Here is a 20,173-nt window from a genome sequence, read left to right on the forward strand (position 1 = left end):
GGAAGCATCGTCCGGTTACGCTCATGACATGCATGCCTGGCCCGCTTCTGAGGTCCCCGCCCTGCCTGGCAAGGGCCGCGACCTTCGGATCCACGACACCGCGACCGGCGGACGGATCACCCTTGACCCCGGTCCCGTCGCCCGCATATACGTCTGCGGCATCACGCCGTACGACGCGACCCATATGGGTCATGCGGCGACCTACAACGCGTTCGACCTCGTCCAGCGCGTGTGGCTCGACACCAAGCGGCAGGTCCACTACGTCCAGAACGTGACCGACGTGGACGACCCGCTGCTGGAGCGGGCCGTGCGCGACGGCGAGGACTGGACCGAGCTCGCGGAGCGCGAGACGACCCTCTTCCGGGAGGACATGACCGCCCTGCGCATGCTTCCCCCGAAGCACTACATCGGGGCGGTCGAGGCGATACCCGGAATCGTCCCGCTCGTGGAACGCCTCCGGGACGCGGGCGCCGCCTACGAACTCGACGGCGACACGTACTTCTCTGTCGACTGCGACCCGCACTTCGGCGAGGTCTCGGGCCTCGACGCCGAGGCCATGCGGCTGCTCTCCGCCGAGCGCGGCGGTGACCCCGAGCGCCCCGGCAAGAAGAACCCGCTCGACCCGATGCTCTGGATGGCCGCCCGAGAGGGCGAGCCGAGCTGGGACGGCGGCACCCTCGGACGCGGCAGGCCCGGCTGGCACATCGAGTGCGTGGCCATCGCGCTGGACCATCTCGGCATGGGCTTCGACGTCCAGGGAGGCGGCTCCGACCTCGCCTTCCCGCACCACGAGATGGGCGCCTCGCACGCCCAGGTGCTGACCGGCGAGCACCCGTTCGCCCGTGCCTACGTCCACGCCGGCATGGTCGCGCTGGACGGCGAGAAGATGTCCAAGTCCAAGGGCAACCTCGTCTTCGTCTCGGCACTGCGCAGGGAGGGCGTGGACCCTGCCGCGATCAGGCTCTCCCTGCTCGCGCACCACTACAGGTCCGACTGGGAGTGGACCGACCAGGTGCTCGCCGACGCCGTGGAGCGCGTCGCCCGGTGGCGTGCCGCCGTCTCCCGGCCCGACGGGCTCTCCGCCGACGCCCTGGTCGAGGAGGTGCGGGAGGCCCTGGCCGACGACCTGGACACCCCGGCCGCACTCGCGGCCGTCGACCGCTGGGCCGCGCGGCAGACCTCCGGCGGCGGCACGGACGAGGGTGCGCCCGGTCTCGTCTCGCGCACCGTCGACGCCCTGCTGGGCGTCGCGCTGTAACCCGTCCCACCTGGACACGGCGGAAAGGCCCCGGACGTCGCGAGAGATCGACGCGGACCGGGGCCTTTCCGTACCTGTGGGCGTGGAGTCAGTCGTCCGAGGCGTCCTCGTCCGGCCCGGAGGCCGGCGGGTCCTCGGGGGCGGTACCCCCGTCGGCGTCCTTCGGACGGCCCTTCTCCGGACGCTGCGGCTTCGGCGGCCGCGTACGACCGCCGGAGGTGTCCCGAAGGTAGGGCACGTCACCACTCTCCGTGGCGTGACCGCCCGGTGCCTGGGGACCGCCGACGTCCCTGCGGCGCAGGTACCGCTCGAACTCGCGCGCGATGGCCTCGCCGGACGCCTCCGGGAGCTCGGCGGTGTCCCGCGCCTCCTCCAGCGTCTGCACGTACTCCGCGACCTCGCTGTCCTCGGCGGCCAGCTGATCCACTCCGAGCTGCCAGGCGCGTGCGTCCTCGGGCAGCTCGCCCAGCGGGATCCGCAGCCCGAGCAGATCCTCGAGACGGTTCAGGAGCGCCAGCGTCGCCTTGGGGTTCGGCGGCTGCGAGACGTAGTGCGGCACCGCCGCCCACAGGCTCACCGCGGGTACCCCCGCATGCGTGCAGGCCTCCTGGAGGATTCCCACGATGCCGGTCGGCCCCTCGTACCGGGTCTCCTCCAGGTCCATGGTCCTCGCCAGGTCCGGATCCGAGGTGACCCCGCTGACGGGCACCGGCCGGGTGTGCGGGGTGTCGCCGAGCAGCGCGCCCAGGATCACGACCATCTCGACGCCCAGCTCATGGGCGAAGCCCAGGATCTCGTTGCAGTACGAACGCCAGCGCATGGAGGGTTCGATGCCGCGGATCAGCACCAGGTCGCGGGGCTTCTCGCCGCCGACCCGGACCACGGAGAGCCGCGTGGTGGGCCAGGTGATCTTGCGTGTACCACCGTCCAGCCACACCGTCGGCCGGTTGACCTGGAAATCGTAGTAGTCCTCGGCGTCGAGCGCCGCGAAGACCTCGCCCTTCCACTCCCGGTCCAGATGTGCCACCGCTGTGGAGGCGGCGTCACCGGCGTCGTTCCAGCCCTCGAACGCGGCCACCATGACCGGGTCGACCAGCTCGGGTACCCCCTCGAGCTCGATCACCCAGGCCTCCTTCCCAAGTTCCCTTGTGTACGGACCAACCTTACGGCTTACACCCTGCCCCGCCGTAGCCGGTTTGCGCAGGGAGATGAAGCGTGCAGCCGCTTGATTCATCCGAGCTGTACCGGTTGAAACTGATCAAAGTTCCTCCACACCCTGGACTGCGGTGCCCGCGGAGGGTTATACATCGGATGACCATGCAGAGATCCGATGTTATTGCCTGGGGGCATACATGAGTCCGACCATCGTGGATTTCGAGGTCGAGGACATCCGGTTTCCCACCTCGGAACAGCTGGACGGCTCGGACGCCATGAACCCCGACCCCGACTACTCCGCCGCGTACGTCGTGCTGCGCACGGACGGGCAGGGCGGCACGGGCCTGGAGGGGCACGGCTTCTGCTTCACCATCGGTCGCGGCAACGATGTCATGGCCGCGGCCATCGAGACGCTCCGGCCGCACGTGGTGGGGCGTCCCGCCCCGCGTACCGCCGCGGACCTCGCCGCCCTGTACCGCACGCTCACCCACGACTCCCAGCTGCGCTGGCTCGGCCCGGAGAAGGGGGTGATGCACATGGCGGCCGGAGCCGTGGTCAACGCCGCCTGGGACCTCGCGGCGGGACTGGCGGGGAAGCCCGTCTGGCGGTTCCTGGCGGAGATGACCCCCGAGGAGCTCGTGTCCCTCGTCGACTTCCGCTACCTCACCGACGCCCTCACCCCCGAGGAGGCGCTCGGCATCCTGCGCGCCGCGGAGCCGGGCCGCGCCGAGCGCACCGAGCGGCTGCTCGCCGAGGGCTATCCCGCGTACACCACCTCGCCCGGCTGGCTTGGATACGACGACGACAAGCTCGTGCGCCTCGCGAAGGAGGCCGTCGCGGACGGTTTCACCCAGATCAAGCTGAAGGTCGGCGCCGATCTGGCCGACGACGTCCGCAGGCTCGCGCTCGCCCGCCAGGCCGTCGGCCCCGGTATCCGGATCGCCGTCGACGCCAACCAGCGCTGGGACGTGGCCGGCGCGGTGGAGTGGATGAGGGCGCTCGCCCCGTACGACCCGTACTGGATCGAGGAACCGACCAGCCCCGACGACGTGCTCGGCCACGCCGCCGTGCGCGCGGGGCAGCCCGTCAAGGTCGCCACCGGCGAACACGTCGCCAACCGGGTCGTGTTCAAGCAGCTCCTGCAGGCCGGCGCGGTCGACTTCGTCCAGATCGACGCCGCACGGGTCGCCGGTGTCAACGAGAACCTCGCGGTCCTGCTGCTCGCGGCCAAGTACGGCGTCCCGGTATGCCCCCACGCGGGAGGCGTCGGTCTGTGTGAACTGGTCCAGCACCTCTCCATGTTCGACTACGTCGCGGTCTCCGGCAGCTGGGAGGACCGTGTCATCGAGTACGTCGACCACCTCCACGAGCACTTCGCCGACCCGGCCGTCGTCGAGGGCGGCCGCTACGTCACCCCCCGCCGGCCCGGCTTCTCGGCCCGGATGCTCCCCGCCTCGATCGCCGCGCACCGCTACCCGCAGGGCCCCGTCTGGCAGGCCCGCCGCACACCCGAGGAGACCGACTGATGACCGGTACGCAGGATTTCGACGGACTGTCCGCCCTGGTGACGGGCGGGGCGTCCGGCATCGGAGCCGCTGTGGCGACCCTGTTGCTGGCCCGCGGCGCGCGCGTCGCGGTGCTCGACCTGGATCCGGGCGGTGCCCCCGAGGGGGCCCTCGCCCTCGCCGCCGACGTGACGGACGACGACGCCGTACGGGACGCGGTCGACCGGGCCGCCGCGGAGCTGGGTGGCCTGCACACCCTGGTGTCCAACGCGGGCATCGGCTCGATCGGCACCGTCGAGGACAACACCGACGAGGAGTGGACCCGCGTGCTGGACGTCAATGTGCTCGGCATGGTCCGCTCCGCCCGCCACGCGCTGCCCCATCTGCGCCGGTCCGCCGCCGGGCGGCCCGGCGCCGTGTCGATCACGCAGACCTGCTCCATCGCCGCGACCGCCGGTCTGCCGCAGCGCGCGGTGTACAGCGCGAGCAAGGGCGCCGTGCTCTCCCTCACCCTCGCGATGGCCGCCGACCACGTCCGCGAGGGGATCAGGGTCAACTGCGTCAATCCCGGCACCGCGGACACCCCCTGGATCGGACGGCTGCTCGGGCGGGCCGAGGACCCGGACGCGGAGCGTGCCGCGCTCGACGCCCGTCAGCCGCTGGGGCGGCTGGTCTCCGCCCATGAGGTCGCCGCCGCGGTCGTCTACCTCGCGAGCCCGGCGGCCGCGTCCGTCACCGGCACCGCGCTCGCCGTGGACGGAGGGATGCAGGGGCTGCGCCTGAGGCCGGCCGCGCCCTCACAGGGTTGAGCGGAGCCACTGTTCCACGCTCGCCACGTGCACCGTCGCCCAGGACCGGGCCGCCTCGGCGTCCCGGTCCCGCAGGGCGGCAAGGATCGCCCGGTGCTCGTGCAGGGTGCGGCTGACCGCGTCCTCCTGGGTCAGCCCGCGCCACACCCTGGCCCGCGTGGTCGGGCCGGACAGACCGTCCAGCAGGGAGCACAGAACGGAGTTTCCGCAGGACCGGACGATGCCCCGGTGGAACTCCAGATCGCCCTCGACCAGTGCCTCCACCGAGGGGTCGGGGCCCAGTGCGTCCAACTGGGCGCTGAGCGCGTCGAGTTCTTCCTCCGTGATGCGCAGCGCCGCCATCCCCGTGGCGGCCGGCTCCAGGATCCGGCGTACCGCGAAGAACTCCAGCACCGTGTCGTCGCGGTGGAAGTCCACGACGAAGCTGAGCGCCTCCAGGAGCAGTTGCGGATCGAGACTGGTGACATAGGTGCCGTCGCCCTGACGGACGTCGAGGATCCGGATCAGCGAAAGCGCGCGCACCGCCTCACGCAGCGAGTTGCGCGACAGGCCCAGCTCCGCGGCGAGTTCGCTCTCCTTGGGGAGCCGGTCGCCCGGGGCCAGGGCACCTGAGACGATCATTGCCTTGATCTTCTCGATCGCTTCGTCGGTGACGGCCATGTGGGCCTCCTCGCGCACAAGACATCCGATGTATGGATCTCATTATGCCCGTGGCCGGTACCGCACCGGATCCTGCCGAGCGGTGCGGCACGGCACGGGACCACGCGAAGGGGCGGCTCCCCGAGGAGCCGCCCCTTCGTCTCGTACGTGCCGTCAGCGTCCGTCGGCCAGCAGGTCCTCGACCTTGGACCGGATGTCGTCCGTCGCCAGGCCCCGGATCGTCAGCGTCGTCCGGCGGCGCAGCACGTCGTCCGCCGTCTCGGCCCACTCGCGGTCGCGTGCGTACGCCACCTGAGCCCAGATCTCCGGGGCATCGGGGTGGATGCGCTCGGCCAGCGCCGGGTTCTCGTTCGCCATACGCGCGATGTCGAAGGACAGCGAGCCGTAGTGGGTCGCGAGGTGCCGTGCCGTGTCGGCGGACATCCGCGGCCCCGGCGTACCGCCGTCGACCAGCAGCCTGTGCGCGACCGCGTTCGGGTTGGCGATACCGGGCAGCGGCACCTTCTTCGGCAGCCGCGCCATCGGCTCCATGTCGTCGGCGAGCGGGTGCCCGGGCAGCTCGGCCAGCTTGTTCATCACCGTACGGCCGATGTGGCGGAACGTCGTCCACTTGCCGCCCGCGACCGACAGCATCCCGCCGCGGCCCTCGGTCACGACCGTCTCGCGCTTGGCCTTCGACGTGCTGCCGGGGCCTCCCGGCAGCACCCGCAGACCCGCGAAGGAGTACGTGATCAGATCGCGGGACAGCTGCTGGTCCCGGACGGAGAACGCCGCCTCGTCGAGGATCTGCGCCGTGTCCTTCTCGGTGACCGCGACATCGGCCGGGTCGCCCTCGTACTCCTCGTCGGTCGTACCCAGCAGCAGCATGTCCTCCCACGGCAGGGCGAACGTGATCCGGTACTTGTCGATCGGAGTCGCCAGCGCGGCCTTCCACGGGCGGGTGCGCTTGAGCACGAGGTGCGCGCCCTTGGACAGGCGTATGGAGGGCGCCGAGTTCGGGTCCTCCAGCTTCCGCAGGTGGTCGACCCACGGGCCGGTGGCGTTCAGCACGAGACGGGCGTCGACGCCGAACTCCGTACCGTCCTGACGGTCCTCCAGCTCGGCGCCGGTGACCCGGCCCCGGGTGAACCGCAGGCCGGTCACCGCGGCGTGGTTGAGGACGACGGCGCCCGCGTCGACCGCCGCACGGACCGTCATCAGCGCCATCCGGGCGTCGTTCATCTGGTCGTCGCCGTAGACCGCGACGGCCTTGAGGTTGTCCGTACGCAGCTCGGGCACATCGCGCTGCGCCCGGGCCGGGCTGATCACGTGACCGACTCCGTCGCCGAACGCGGACAGCGCGGAGTAGGCGAAGACGCCCGCGCCCAGCTTGGCGGCGCCGTGCGGCCCGCCCTTGTAGACGGGCAGGTAGAACGTGAGCGGGTTGGCCAGGTGCGGGGCGACCTGGCGGGACACCGCGCGCCGCTCGAAGTGGTTCTCCGCGACCAGCTTCACCGCGCCGGTCTGCAGGTACCGCAGACCGCCGTGGAGCAGCTTGGAGGAGGCGGAGGAGGTGGCGCCGGCGAAGTCACCGGCGTCCACCAGGGCCACCCGCAGTCCGGACTGCGCCGCATGCCAGGCGGTGGAGATGCCCAGGATGCCGCCGCCGATCACCAGGAGGTCGTACGTCGCCTTGGAAAGCTGCTCCCGGGTCTCGGCGCGGCTCGGGAGGGAGCCGGAGGCCGGATGCGTCCCGAGGGCGGGGACGCTCTGCAGGGTGGTCATGTCTATTGCTCCTCAGCTCTCTTCGTCCTCGATCCAGCCCATGGTCCGTTCGACGGCCTTGAGCCAGCTCTTGTACTCGCGGTCACGTGCGTCCGCGTCCATGCGGGGTGTCCACTCGGCGGCACGGCGCCAGTTGGCGCGCAGCGCGTCGGTGTCCGGCCAGAAGCCGACGGCGAGGCCGGCGGCGTAGGCGGCGCCGAGGCAGGTGGTCTCGGCGACCATGGGGCGCACCACGGGTGCGTCCAGGAAGTCGGAGAGGGTCTGCATCAGCAGGTTGTTGGAGGTCATGCCGCCGTCGACCTTGAGCGCGGTCAGTTCGACGCCGGAGTCCTTGGTCATGGCGTCGCTGATCTCGCGGGTCTGCCAGGCGGTGGCCTCGAGTACGGCCCGGGCGATGTGCGCCTTGGTGACGTAGCGCGTGAGACCCGCGATGACGCCGCGGGCGTCGGGGCGCCAGTACGGGGCGAACAGGCCGGAGAACGCGGGCACGAAGTACGCGCCGCCGTTGTCCTCGACGGAGGAGGCGAGCGTCTCGATCTCGGCCGCGGACTTGATCAGGCCCATCTGGTCGCGCATCCACTGGACCAGCGAACCGGTGACGGCGATGGACCCCTCGAGGGCGTACACCGGCTTCTGTTCGCCGATCTGGTAGCCCACGGTCGTCAGCAGCCCGTTGTACGAGTTCACCGGGGTGTGGCCGGTGTTCATCAGCATGAAGGTGCCGGTGCCGTACGTGGACTTGGCCTCGCCCTCGGCGAAACACGTCTGGCCGAACAGCGCGGCCTGCTGGTCGCCGAGCGCGGAGGCCACCGGGACGCCGTCGAGGACGCCGCCCTTGGCGGTGCCGTACACCTCGGCGGAGGACCGGATCTCCGGCAGGACGGCGGACGGGATCTCCATCGACCGGACGATCTTGTCGTCCCACTGCATCTTGTGCAGGTTCATCAGGAGGGTGCGCGAGGCATTGGTGACGTCGGTCACGTGGACGCCGCCGTCGGTGCCGCCGGTCAGGTTCCAGATGACCCAGGAGTCCATGGTGCCGAAGAGGATGTCGCCGCGCTCGGCGCGCTCGCGCAGTCCCTCGACGTTGTCGAGCAGCCAGCGGACCTTCGGGCCGGCGAAGTACGACGCGAGGGGCAGGCCCGTCTCGCGGCGGAAGCGGTCCTGGCCCACGTTGCGGCCGAGTTCCCGGCAGAGCGCGTCCGTGCGGGTGTCCTGCCAGACGAGGGCGTTGTACACCGGCTCACCGGTGTTCTTGTCCCAGAGGAGGGTGGTTTCCCGCTGGTTGGTGATGCCGATCGCCTTGACGTCGGCGGCGGTGATGCCCGCCTTGACGATCGCCCCGGCGACGACCTCCTGGACGTTCTCCCAGATCTCCTTCGCGTCGTGCTCGACCCAGCCCGGCTTCGGGAAGATCTGCTCGTGCTCCTTCTGGTCGACCGAGACGATCCGGCCGTCCTTGTCGAAGACGATGCAGCGGCTGGACGTGGTGCCCTGGTCGATGGCCGCGATGAACGGGCCGGTGGTGTGTGCGTCGGTCACGGTTGGCTCCCGGAAGTCTGTGTGGTGTGGAGAGTGCGGCTCAGGCGAAGGCGAGGTTGTAGAGCCCGGCGGCCAGTGCGCCCCCGATGAGCGGTCCTACCACCGGAACCCAGGCGTAGCCCCAGTCCGACCCGCCCTTGTTCGGCAGCGGCAGCAGCGCGTGCACGATCCGCGGGCCGAGGTCACGCACCGGGTTGATCGCGTAGCCGGTCGGGCCGCCGAGCGACAGACCGATTCCGACGACGACCAGCGCGGTGATCAGGGCACCGAGGGCGCCGAGGCCGTTGCCCTCGTCGTTGAGGCCCTGCGTGAGGATCGCCAGGACGAGCACGAACGTGGCGATGATCTCCGTGAGGACGTTCTGCACCCCGTTCCGGATCTCCGGACCGGTGGTGAAGATGCCGAGCACGGGGCCCGCCTTCGGCGCCGCCGACTGGTCGACCATGCCCTCCTCGGCCGGCTGGTCCTTCACGATCTCGGGGTCGGTGAGGTGCGCGTGGAACTGCCCGTAGTAGACGGCCCAGACGAGCACGGCGCCGATCATCGCGCCGAACAGTTCGGACACGAGGTACAGCGGCACGTCGCTCCACGCGGTGCCGCCCTGGATCGCCAGGCCGATCGTGACCGCCGGATTGAGATGGGCGCCGGACACGCCGGAGGCTATGTAGGCGCCGGTCAGTACGGCGAAGCCCCACCCGAAGGTGATGGCCAGCCAGCCGGCGTTGTGCGCCTTGGAGCGCTTGAGAGTGACGGCGGCACAGACACCGCCGCCGAGCAGTACGAGAACGGCGGTACCGATGGTCTCGCCGATGAAGATGTCGGAGCTGGACACCCGTGACTCCTTTGTCCTTCGTCCAGGGGAAGGCGAAACACCGGGTCCCTCCGGTGGTTCGCGCCCAAAGTGGGTACCCATCGAGAACGGATACGTCACCTTCAGGGCTTGACCGGCCCTCGGCACTGTCACACTCTAACGCGTATTGCCGTCAAGTGTTCGACAATGCCGACCGGTGAACGGCAATGTTTCTCCCCGATGGTGAGTGCGTCAAGAGGTGCGTGACGTGCGCGACTCGATCGTTACCGACGCCGCGGGGTGTTTCAGAAGCGTCCGGCGCCCAAGTCCCGGGAGACGGCGCGGGCGCAGTCCCGCACGGCCGCGACGAGCTCGGGCCGCAGTTCGCCACCCGAGCAGACGCGCTCCACGGCGCCGGTCACGGCCACGGCGCCCACCGGCATCCTGCGCCGGTCGTGGATGGGGGCGGCCGCCGCCGCCACACCCTCCCAGGTCTCCTCGACGTCGGAGGCCCAGCCCTGCGCCCGGATCAGGTCGAGCAGCGACTCGAACTCCGCGTCGCCCGTGACGGTGCGCGGCGTGAAGGGCCGCCGCTCCACCTCGGTGGCCTCGCTGTGCGCGACCGGGTCGTAGGCGGCGATCACCTTGCCCAGGGCCGTGGAGTGCAGCGGCTGCATGGCGCCGACCTCGAGCACCTGGCGGCTGTCGTCGGGCCGGAAGACGTGGTGGACGATCAGGACCCCGTGCTGGTGCAGCACGCCCAGGTGGACGCTCTCGCCGCTGGAGCGGGCCAGGTCGTCGGTCCACACCAGGGCGCGGGCGCGCAGCTCGTGCACGTCGAGGTAGCTGTTGCCCAGACGCAGCAGCTCGGCGCCGAGCTGGTAGCGGCCGGACGCGGCGTCCTGCTCGACGAAGCCCTCGTGCTGGAGCGTGCGCAGGATGCCGTGCGCGGTCCCCTTGGCCAGCCCCAGTGACGACGAGATGTCGGACAGGCCGAGCCGGCGCTCGCCGCCCGCCAGCAGACGCAGCATCGCCGCTGCCCGCTCGAGCGACTGGATGTTCTTCGCCATCGCGCCGTACTCCTCCACCTCGGTTCGACAATGCTGAACACTATCGGTCCATGCCGACCTGTGTCCGGCGGCGCGAAAATTATGCGTCACCCCGTGCGTCACCCGTCAGAAGGCCCGTTCCCCGCACAGCATGCAGTCCGCCCCGTGGGACGCGATGACCGCCCCGGGCACCTCCCGGCTACGCTGGCCGCGTGCCCTCCTCCGCAGAAGGGCGCAAAGCCGACAGCCGTCGCATCCCAGGGAGAACATCCATGGCCTCGTCGCCGACCCCCTCAGCTGACAGCCGGACCCGAGCCGCAGCGCTCCGAGAGGCGCTCGCCACCCGGGTCGTGGTGGCCGACGGTGCCATGGGCACCATGCTCCAGGCCCAGGACCCCACCCTCGAGGACTTCGAGAACCTCGAAGGCTGCAACGAGATCCTGAACGTGACCCGGCCCGACATCGTCCGTTCGGTGCACGAGGAGTACTTCGCGGTCGGCGTGGACTGCGTCGAGACGAACACCTTCGGCGCGAATCTCGCGGCCCTGGGTGAGTACGACATCCCGGAGCGGGTCTACGAGCTCTCCGAGTCCGGGGCGCGCATCGCCCGCGAGGTGGCGGACGAGTTCACCGCGTCCACCGGGCAGCAGCGCTGGGTGCTGGGCTCCATGGGCCCCGGCACCAAACTGCCGACCCTGGGCCACGCCCCGTACGGCAAGCTCCGCGACGCCTACCAGCAGAACGCCGAGGGCATGATCGCCGGAGGCGCCGACGCCCTCCTGGTGGAGACCACCCAGGACCTGCTGCAGACCAAGGCGTCCGTCATCGGCGCCCGGCGCGCCCTCGAGGCCACGGGCGCCGATCTGCCCGTCATCTGCTCCGTCACCGTCGAGACGACCGGCACGATGCTGCTCGGCTCCGAGATCGGCGCCGCGCTGACCGCGCTCGAGCCGCTCGGCATCGACATGATCGGCCTGAACTGCGCCACCGGCCCCGCCGAGATGAGCGAGCACCTGCGCTACCTCGCCCGGCACTCCCGCGTCCCGATCTCCTGCATGCCGAACGCCGGCCTGCCCGTGCTCGGCAAGAACGGCGCGCACTACCCGCTGTCCCCGGCCGAGCTGGCGGACGCCCAGGAGACCTTCGTACGCGAGTACGGCCTCTCCCTGACCGGCGGCTGCTGCGGCACGACCCCCGAGCACCTGCGCCAGGTCGTGGAGCGGGTCCGCGGGATGGCCCCCACCGTCCGCGAGCCCCGCCCCGAGCCGGGCGCCGCCTCGCTCTACCAGACCGTCCCGTTCCGCCAGGACACCTCCTACCTGGCGATCGGCGAGCGCACCAACGCCAACGGATCGAAGAAGTTCCGCGAGGCCATGCTGGAAGCCCGCTGGGACGACTGCGTGGAGATGGCACGCGACCAGATCCGCGAGGGCGCGCACATGCTCGACCTCTGCGTCGACTACGTGGGCCGCGACGGAGTCGCCGACATGGAGGAGCTGGCCGGCCGCTTCGCGACCGCCTCGACCCTGCCCGTCGTCCTGGACTCCACCGAACTCCCCGTGCTGCGGGCCGGCCTGGAGAAGATCGGCGGACGAGCCGTCCTCAACTCCGTCAACTACGAGGACGGCGACGGTCCCGAGTCCCGCTTCGCCAAGGTCAGCGCCCTGGCGTCCGAGCACGGCGCCGCGCTCATCGCGCTGACGATCGACGAGGAGGGCCAGGCCCGCACCGTCGAGCACAAGGTGGCCATCGCCGAGCGCCTCATCGAGGACCTGACGGGCAACTGGGGCATCCATGAGGCGGACATCCTCATCGACTGCCTGACCTTCACCATCTGTACGGGACAGGAGGAGTCCCGCAAGGACGGCATCGCCACGATCGAGGCGATCCGGGAGCTCAAGAAGCGGCATCCCGACGTCCAGACCACGCTCGGCCTGTCCAACATCTCCTTCGGCCTCAACCCGGCCGCCCGCGTCGTCCTGAACTCCGTGTTCCTCGACGAGTGCGTCAAGGCCGGTCTCGACTCGGCGATCGTGCACGCCTCCAAGATCCTGCCGATCGCACGGCTGGAGGAGGAGCAGGTCAAGGTCGCCCTCGACCTCGTGTACGACCGGCGTGCCGAGGGCTACGACCCGCTGCAGCGGCTCATGGAGCTGTTCGAGGGCGTCAACATGAAGTCGATGAAGGCGGGCAAGGCGGAGGAACTCCTCGCCCTGCCGCTGGACGAGCGCCTGCAGCGCCGCATCATCGACGGGGAGAAAAACGGCCTGGAAGCCGACCTCGACGAGGCCCTGCGGTCGCGCCCCGCCCTCGAGATCGTCAACGACACCCTGCTCGCGGGCATGAAGGTAGTCGGCGAGCTCTTCGGCTCCGGCCAGATGCAGCTGCCGTTCGTGCTGCAGTCCGCCGAGGTCATGAAGACCGCGGTCGCGCACCTCGAACCGCACATGGAGAAGTCGGACGCCGACGGCAAGGGCACCATCGTGCTGGCCACCGTCCGGGGCGACGTCCACGACATCGGCAAGAACCTCGTCGACATCATCCTGTCCAACAACGGCTACAACGTCGTCAACCTGGGCATCAAGCAGCCCGTCTCCGCGATCCTGGAGGCCGCACAGGAGCACCGGGCCGATGTCATCGGCATGTCCGGCCTCCTGGTCAAGTCCACCGTGATCATGAAGGAGAACCTGGAGGAGCTGAACCAGCGCAAGCTGTCGGCCGACTACCCGGTGATCCTCGGCGGTGCCGCCCTCACCCGCGCCTATGTCGAGCAGGACCTGCACGAGATCTACGAGGGTGAGGTCCGCTACGCCCGCGACGCGTTCGAGGGGCTGCGGCTGATGGACGCCCTCATCGCGGTCAAGCGGGGCGTCCCGGGCGCCGTCCTCCCCGAGCTGAAGCAGCGCAGGGTGCCCAAGCGGGACGTCGCCGTGCCGGAGGCCGAGGAGACGGAGGAGGGCGTGCGCTCCGACGTGTCCGTCACCAACCCGGTCCCCGAGCCGCCGTTCTGGGGCACCCGTGTGGTCAAGGGCATCCAGCTCAAGGAGTACGCCTCCTGGCTGGACGAGGGCGCCCTCTTCAAGGGCCAGTGGGGCCTCAAGCAGGCCCGTGCGGGCGACGGACCGACGTACGAGGAGCTCGTGGAGACCGAGGGCCGCCCGCACCTGCGCGGCTGGCTCGACAAGCTCCACACCGAGAACCTGCTGGAGGCCGCCGTCGTCTACGGCTACTTCCCCTGCGTCTCCAAGGGCGACGACCTGATCCTGCTGCACGAGGACGGCTCGGAGCGCACCCGCTTCACCTTCCCGCGCCAGCGCCGCGGTCGCCGCCTCTGCCTCGCGGACTTCTTCCGCCCCGAGGAGTCGGGGGAGACGGACGTCATCGGACTCCAGGTCGTCACCGTCGGCTCGAAGATCGGCGGAGCCACCGCCGAGCTCTTCGAGTCGAACTCCTACCGCGACTACCTGGAGCTGCACGGGCTGTCCGTGCAGCTGGCCGAGGCGCTCGCCGAGTACTGGCACGCGCGGGTCCGCAGCGAGCTCGGCTTCGCCGGGGAGGACCCCTCCGACGTCGAGGACATGTTCGCGCTGAAGTACCGCGGGGCGCGCTTCTCGCTGGGCTACGGGGCCTGCCCCGAGCTGGAGGACCGGGCGAAGATCGCCGCGCTCCTGGAGCCCGAGCGGATCGGGGTGAAGCTCTCCGAGGAGTTCCAGCTGCACCCCGAGCAGTCCACGGACGCGATCGTCATCCACCACCCGGAGGCGAAGTACTTCAACGCACGGTAGGACACCGTTCAACGCGCGGTAAGGCACCGTTCCGCGCGCCGCACGGGTTCAAGTCGTAGACTGGTCGGTCCAGTGCAGGCCGGTCGCCGTTCCCACCGGGAAGGCGGCCGGCCTTCTCGTCCCTCATGGAGGTGTGCCGGATGACCAGTACGGTCCCCGCGTCCCTGACCCGTACGGCCGAAGGGTCGGCGCTGCAAGCCGTCCTTCTCGACATGGACGGCACACTGGTCGACACCGAGGGATTCTGGTGGGACGTCGAGGTCGAGGTCTTCGCCGACCTCGGGCACCGTCTCGACGAGGCGTGGCGCGACGTGGTCGTCGGCGGGCCGATGACACGCAGCGCCGGTTACCTCATCGAGGTCACCGGCGCCGACATCGCCATCGAGGAACTCACCGTGCTGCTCAACGACCGCTTCGAGAAGCGCATCGGACGCGGTGTGCCGCTGATGCCGGGCGCCGCCCGGCTGCTCGCCGAACTCGCCGCGCACGAGGTGCCCACCGCGCTCGTCTCGGCCTCGCACCGCCGCATCATCGACCGGGTGCTGGACTCGGTGGGCCGTCACCACTTCGCGCTCACGGTGGCGGGTGACGAGGTGGCCCGCACCAAGCCCCATCCGGAGCCCTACCTCGCGGCGGCGGCGGGCTTCGGGGCCGACCCCTGGCGCTGCGCGGTCGTCGAGGACACAGCGACGGGAGTGGCCGCAGCCGAGGCGGCGGGCTGCCGCGTCGTCGCCGTGCCGTCCGTGGCGCCGATCGCCCCCGCACCGGGGAGAGCGGTCGTGCCTTCCCTGGAGCAGGTGGATCTGGCCTTCCTGCGGGCCCTGATCGCGGACGAGTGACGGCTCGTGCACCGAGCGGTTCGTCACTAGGCGACAACGATGCCGCCGCGAAATCTGTGAGTTCCCCGCTTTCGCCCACGCATGAATCAGGTCCATGTCAATGCGGCCTCTCCCGCCGAGGCGTGACGTTCGTCACTTGAAGTGACGTATGCGGGCTCTCCGATCCGAACCGGCTGCCCGTTTTGCGACCCCATACGTCCGGTTTTGGAGGAGTCGTGTATGAAACATTCTCGAGCCTGACATGGACAACCGGTCATCGGTGATCACCGAGTGGATACGGGCCTGACCCGCACCGGTCAAGTGCCCCTGCGGCGCCTACTAATCTCGGTTTTCTCACATGCCGGAATGAGGGAGAACGTCCAGATGAACCGCAAGACGCTGGTGCTGCCGGCCGTCGTGGGCCTGCTCGCGCCCGTGCTCGCCGCCTGTGGCGGGTCGGACGACGGGGGCGAAGCCATCGTGGTCGGGACAACGGACCAGTTCATCGCCTCGAAGGACAACCCGGCCCCGCTCGACCCGGCCATCGGCTACGAGGCCGGCGTGTGGAACGTGCTGCGCCAGACCGTGCAGACCCTGACCCACATACCGCGCGGCGGCGGCGAGCCGGTGCCCGAGGCAGCCCAGAGCTGCACCTTCACGGACACGGAGAACGAGAGCTACCGCTGCACGCTGCGCGACGGACTCACCTTCGCCGACGGCACTCCCGTCACTCCCGAGGACGTCAAGTACTCCATCCAGCGGGTCATCGACATCAAGGACGAGAGCGGCCCGACCGCCCTGCTCGACAACATCGACACGATCGAGACCAAGGGCGAGAACCAGGTCGTCTTCCACCTGCGCACTTCGGACGCGACCTTCCCCTACAAGCTGGCCACGCCCCCCGCCGGCATCGTCCCGAAGGACAAGTACCCGGCGAAGAGCGCCCGTGACGGCTTCCAGGTCGACGGTTCCGGTCCGTACACCATGAAGCCGGAAGTCAAGGACAACCAGATCGTCAAGGTGCTCTTCACCAGGAACCCGAAGTACAAGGGCGACCTGAAGATCAGCAACGAGAAGGTCGAACTGGACCTCTTCCCCGACGCGAAGGCGATGGGGAAGGCGCTCGACGACGAGAAGATCGACATGATGACCCGCACCATGTCGCCCGAGCAGGCGCAGGAGATGCTGGCGAAGCCGAAGGAAGGCGTCAAGCTCAGCGAGATCCCCGGCCTCGCCATCAGCTACCTCGCGTTCAACACCGAGGACCCGGCGGTGGAGAACAAGGGCGTGCGTCAGGCGATGGCGCAGATCATCGACCGCGGGGCCATCGCGAGCAAGGTGTACGGCAGCACGGCCGAGCCGCTCTACTCGCTGATCCCCTCCGGCATCACCAGCCACACCAACTCGTTCTTCAACAAGTACGGGGAGCCCAGCGTCGCCGACGCCGCCCAGACACTGGAGAAGGCCGGCGTCAGCACCCCGGTGAAGTTCACGCTCCACTACACGACCGACCACTACGGCCCCGCCACCAAGGCCGAGTTCGAGACCCTGGCGAAGCAGCTCAACGACTCGAAGCTGTTCGAGGTCGACATCAAGGGCACTCCGTGGGCCGAGTTCCGTCCCGCGCAGAAGAAGGGCGAGTACGCGGTCTTCGGTATGGGCTGGTTCCCCGACTTCGCGGACCCGGACACCTACATCGCGCCGTTCCTCGACAAGAACAACTTCCTCAACTCGCCGTACGAGTCGGCCATGGCGCAGGACACGCTCATCCCGCAGTCGCGCCGTGAGGCGGACCGCAGCGCCGCGACGCCGGCCTTCGAGAAGCTCCAGGACATCGTTGCCAACGACGTCCCCGTGCTCCCGGTCTGGCAGGGCAAGCAGTACGTCGCCTCACTCGAGGGGCTCACCGGTGTGGAGTACGCCGTCAACTCCTCGGCCGACCTCCAGCTCTGGGAGCTCGGGCGCGGCAAGTCCTGACGCCGCAACCTCCTGAAACCGGCGTGGTCCGGGGCCGCCGGCCCCGGACCACGCCGGTCTCACGTCCGCCCCCGTCTCACTGGGCGCCGGGGCGCACCAGCCCGCTCTCGTACGCGTAGACGGCGGCCTGCACGCGGTCGCGCAGGCTCAGCTTCGTCAGCACGTGGCCCACATGCGTCTTGACCGTCGTCTCGCTCACGAACAGGTCGGCGGCGATCTCCGCGTTGGACAGGCCGCGCGCCACCAGCTTCAGCACCTCCACCTCGCGCTCGGTGAGGGTGTGCAGGGCGTCCGGGACGGGTTCCTCGCCCGAGGGCAGATGGTCGGCGTACTTGTCGAGCAGCCGGCGGGTGATGCTCGGGGCCAGCATCGCCTCGCCCGAAGCCACCACGCGGATGGCCTGCACCAGCTCGTTGGCCGGTGCGTCCTTCAGCAGGAAGCCGCTGGCGCCCGCGCGCAGCGCCTCCACCACGTACTCGTCGAGATCGAACGTCGTCAGCACCAGGACCTTCGCCGGGCCGTCCCGCCCCGGGCCGGTGATCTGGCGGGTCGCCTCCACCCCGTCCATCCGCGGCATCCGGATGTCCATGAGCACGACGTCGGGCTGCAGTGCGCGCACCTGATCGATCGCCTGCAGGCCGTCGCCGGCCTCACCGACCACCGCGAGATCACCTTCCGCCTCCAGGATCATCCGGAAACCGGTGCGCAGCAGCGGTTGATCATCGACGAGCAGGACGCGGATAGCCACGTGATCTCCTTAAGGGCCTTCGAGGGCCACCGGCGGGCCGGCCTCGGGCCGGACCGGTTCCATTCTGCCCTGCACAGCCTCGGCCGATTCGACCGGGAGGACGGGCAGCGGATAGACCGGGGGAGTCCCGCCGAATTCAGGACAGACCGCCCGGTGGTCGCACCAGCCGCACAGCTTCGTCGGCCTCGGCCGCCACTCACCGGTCCCGGTGGCCAGCCGGATCGCGTCCCACAGCGCCAGCAGCTTCCGCTCCACCCGCTCGAGGTCGGCGACGACGGGGTCGTAGGTCAGCACGTCACCGCTGCCCAGATAGACCAGCTGAAGACGCCGGGGCACCACGTTCTTCAGGCGCCACACCACCAGGGCGTAGAACTTCATCTGGAACAGCGCGCCCTCGGCGTACTCCGGCCGCGGAGCCTTGCCGGTCTTGTAGTCCACGATGCGCACGTCGCCCGCCGGGGTCACGTCGACGCGGTCGATCACCCCGCGCAGACGCAGCCCCGATTCCAGCTCCGTCTCGACGAACAGTTCCCGCTCGGCGGGTTCCAGCCGCGTCGGGTCCTCCAGTGAGAACCACCGCTCGACGAGCCGCTCCGCCTCGCCCAGCCACCCCGCGAGGCGCTCTCCTCCCGGATCCTCCTCGAACAGCTCGGTCAGCTCGGGCTTCGACTCCAGCAGCCGGTCCCACTGGCCGGGGATCAGCGCCTTGGCCCTCGGCGCCGTCCGGTCCACCGCCGGGGCGTCGAACAGGCGCTCCAGCACCGCATGCACCAGCGTGCCCCGGGTAGCCGCCTCACTGGGCTTCTCCGGCAGCTTGTCGATGACCCGGAAGCGGTACAGCAGGGGGCACTGCATGAAATCGCTCGCGCGCGACGGCGACAGGGACGAGGGTGGCTGAGGCGGGCGCGGTACGGACGTCATGTCGCAGACCCTACGGCCCGCCACCGACACCCAGCGGCATACCATCGAGGCAGAGCTCGCACACAGCATGATCGTGGTAGAAGCCACCGACCGAAGGGACCCCGTGGACGAGAGCGGCGACGGCGGGCGCCCCCAGCCCGGCGCAGGGGGCACCGGCCCCGGCACCGGACCGGACAAGGGAAAGCCACGCCGTCCGGCAGAACCGGGCGGCGGCCTCCTGATGGGCCGTCCCTTCGGCGTGCCGGTGTACGTGGCCCCCAGCTGGTTCGTCGTCGCGGCCCTGATCACCTGGGTCTTCGGCGGCCAGCTCGACCGCGTCCTGCCGGAACTCGGCGGAGCCCGCTACCTGGTCGCGCTCTTCTTCGCGATCGCGTTCTATGCCTCCGTGCTCGTCCACGAGCTCGCCCACACCGTCGTCGCCCTGAGCTACAAGCTGCCGGTGCGCCGCATCCAGCTCCAGTTCTTCGGCGGCGTCTCCGAGATCGAGAAGGAGACGGAGACCCCGGGGCGCGAGTTCGTCCTCGCCTTCGTGGGGCCCCTGCTCTCCCTCGTCCTCGGCGGGGTGTTCTACGTCCCGCTCCAGTTCGTCGAAGCCGGCACCGTGCCCAGTGTGCTGCTCGCCGGGCTCATGATCTCCAACCTCATCGTCGCCGCCTTCAACCTGCTGCCCGGCCTTCCCCTGGACGGCGGACGCATGCTCCGGGCCGTCGTCTGGAAGATCACGGGCAAGCCCATGAGCGGCACCGTCGCCGCGGCGTGGGTCGGCCGGGGCCTGGCCGTCCTCGTCCTCATCGGCCTGCCCCTCCTCACCCACACAGGGGCCCTCGGCAACGCCACCAGCGAGATCAGCGGCATGGAGACCGTCACCGACGCGCTCCTGGCCGCGATCCTCGCCGGCATCATCTGGACCGGCGCCGGCAACAGCCTGCGCGTGGCCCGCCTCCGCGAACACCTCCCCGACCTCCGGGCCCGCACCCTCACCCGACGCGCCGTGCCCGTCGAGTCCGCGACCCCGCTCTCCGAGGCGCTCCGCCGCGCCAACGAGGCCGGCGCCCGGGCCCTGGTCGTAGTCGACGGACAGGGCAGCCCCAAGGGCGTCGTCCGGGAAGCGGCCATCGCGGGCGTCCCCGAACACCGCCGCCCCTGGGTGGCCGTCAGCGGCCTCGCCCAGGACCTCACCGACGGCATGAAGATCCCCGCCGAACTCGCGGGCGAGGCCCTCCTGGACCGTCTGAAGGCCACCCCGGCCACGGAGTACCTGGTCGTCGAGGACACCGGCGAGATCTACGGCGTCCTCTCCACCGCCGACGTCGAGCGGGCCTTCGTCAAGGCCATGGCCCGTCCCTCGGGCTGACGCCCCGGGAAGAGGCACCCGAAATACCGGTAGGCTGG

The 20,173-nt window shown here is 70.2% G+C and carries 15 protein-coding genes; 7 read left to right on the top strand and 8 right to left on the bottom strand.

Translation table 11 applies throughout. The features are described from left to right. Positions 1-28: 28 nt before the first annotated feature. A complete protein-coding gene (gene mshC / locus ABZ441_RS27990) occupies positions 29-1,258 on the top strand; it encodes a cysteine--1-D-myo-inosityl 2-amino-2-deoxy-alpha-D-glucopyranoside ligase (protein ID WP_205023142.1) in 1,230 nt (409 codons plus the stop codon). Positions 1,259-1,346: 88 nt separating this feature from the next. Here the strand turns inward: mshC and ABZ441_RS27995 are convergent, their stop codons facing one another. Then, positions 1,347-2,381, bottom strand: a complete 1,035-nt coding sequence (locus ABZ441_RS27995; RefSeq protein ID WP_358979165.1) for a PAC2 family protein — start codon at positions 2,379-2,381, stop codon at positions 1,347-1,349. 229 nt (positions 2,382-2,610) lie between these two features. On the opposite strand from ABZ441_RS27995, the gene ABZ441_RS28000 reads away from it, so the two are divergent. After that, positions 2,611-3,939, top strand: coding sequence for an L-fuconate dehydratase (locus ABZ441_RS28000; protein ID WP_358979167.1), 1,329 nt, complete (start codon positions 2,611-2,613; stop codon positions 3,937-3,939). Beyond that, the gene (locus ABZ441_RS28005; RefSeq protein ID WP_358979170.1) at positions 3,939-4,727 is read left to right on the top strand and encodes an SDR family oxidoreductase; all 789 of its coding nucleotides are present in this window, start codon (positions 3,939-3,941) and stop codon (positions 4,725-4,727) included. Before ABZ441_RS28000 ends, ABZ441_RS28005 begins: the two co-directional genes overlap by 1 nt. On the opposite strand, the gene ABZ441_RS28010 is transcribed toward ABZ441_RS28005, so the two are convergent. The 5 genes from ABZ441_RS28010 to ABZ441_RS28030 form a co-directional block, all read right to left on the bottom strand. Further along, the gene (locus ABZ441_RS28010) at positions 4,716-5,387 is read right to left on the bottom strand and encodes a FadR/GntR family transcriptional regulator (RefSeq protein WP_358979172.1); all 672 of its coding nucleotides are present in this window, start codon (positions 5,385-5,387) and stop codon (positions 4,716-4,718) included. The genes ABZ441_RS28005 and ABZ441_RS28010 overlap by 12 nt on opposite strands. 153 nt (positions 5,388-5,540) lie before the next feature. Further along, positions 5,541-7,151, bottom strand: coding sequence for a glycerol-3-phosphate dehydrogenase/oxidase (locus tag ABZ441_RS28015; RefSeq protein WP_205023148.1), 1,611 nt, complete (start codon positions 7,149-7,151; stop codon positions 5,541-5,543). Between the two features lie 12 nt (positions 7,152-7,163). Then, on the bottom strand, positions 7,164-8,693 hold the full coding sequence (gene glpK, locus ABZ441_RS28020; protein WP_358979175.1) for a glycerol kinase GlpK: 1,530 nt from the start codon (positions 8,691-8,693) through the stop codon (positions 7,164-7,166). A 40-nt stretch (positions 8,694-8,733) separates the two neighbouring features. Further along, on the bottom strand, positions 8,734-9,525 hold the full coding sequence (locus tag ABZ441_RS28025) for an MIP/aquaporin family protein (protein ID WP_358979177.1): 792 nt from the start codon (positions 9,523-9,525) through the stop codon (positions 8,734-8,736). A gap of 263 nt (positions 9,526-9,788) precedes the next feature. Then, positions 9,789-10,553, bottom strand: coding sequence for an IclR family transcriptional regulator (locus tag ABZ441_RS28030; RefSeq protein WP_358979179.1), 765 nt, complete (start codon positions 10,551-10,553; stop codon positions 9,789-9,791). Positions 10,554-10,804: 251 nt separating this feature from the next. Between ABZ441_RS28030 and metH the strand changes: the two genes are divergently transcribed. The 3 genes from metH (at position 10,805) to ABZ441_RS28045 (ending at position 17,112) form a co-directional block, all read left to right on the top strand. After that, positions 10,805-14,317 (top strand): methionine synthase, encoded by a 3,513-nt coding sequence (metH, locus tag ABZ441_RS28035; RefSeq protein WP_358979181.1) that lies wholly within the window; start codon positions 10,805-10,807, stop codon positions 14,315-14,317. A 140-nt stretch (positions 14,318-14,457) separates the two neighbouring features. Beyond that, the gene (locus ABZ441_RS28040) at positions 14,458-15,156 is read left to right on the top strand and encodes an HAD family phosphatase (RefSeq protein ID WP_358979183.1); all 699 of its coding nucleotides are present in this window, start codon (positions 14,458-14,460) and stop codon (positions 15,154-15,156) included. Positions 15,157-15,519: 363 nt separating this feature from the next. After that, positions 15,520-17,112 (top strand): ABC transporter substrate-binding protein, encoded by a 1,593-nt coding sequence (locus ABZ441_RS28045; RefSeq protein WP_358979242.1) that lies wholly within the window; start codon positions 15,520-15,522, stop codon positions 17,110-17,112. Between the two features lie 76 nt (positions 17,113-17,188). On the opposite strand, the gene ABZ441_RS28050 is transcribed toward ABZ441_RS28045, so the two are convergent. Then, positions 17,189-17,860 (bottom strand): response regulator transcription factor, encoded by a 672-nt coding sequence (locus ABZ441_RS28050; protein WP_205021791.1) that lies wholly within the window; start codon positions 17,858-17,860, stop codon positions 17,189-17,191. Positions 17,861-17,869: 9 nt separating this feature from the next. Next, the gene (locus ABZ441_RS28055) at positions 17,870-18,715 is read right to left on the bottom strand and encodes a PD-(D/E)XK nuclease family protein (protein WP_358979244.1); all 846 of its coding nucleotides are present in this window, start codon (positions 18,713-18,715) and stop codon (positions 17,870-17,872) included. 169 nt (positions 18,716-18,884) lie between these two features. Here ABZ441_RS28055 and ABZ441_RS28060 point away from each other — a divergent pair, with 169 nt between their 5' ends. Further along, a complete protein-coding gene (locus ABZ441_RS28060; protein ID WP_358979246.1) occupies positions 18,885-20,135 on the top strand; it encodes a site-2 protease family protein in 1,251 nt (416 codons plus the stop codon). The last annotated feature ends 38 nt before the right edge of the window (positions 20,136-20,173 follow it).

The sequence above is a fragment of the Streptomyces sp. NPDC005752 genome (assembly GCF_040630715.1).
Lineage (GTDB): Bacteria > Actinomycetota > Actinomycetes > Streptomycetales > Streptomycetaceae > Streptomyces.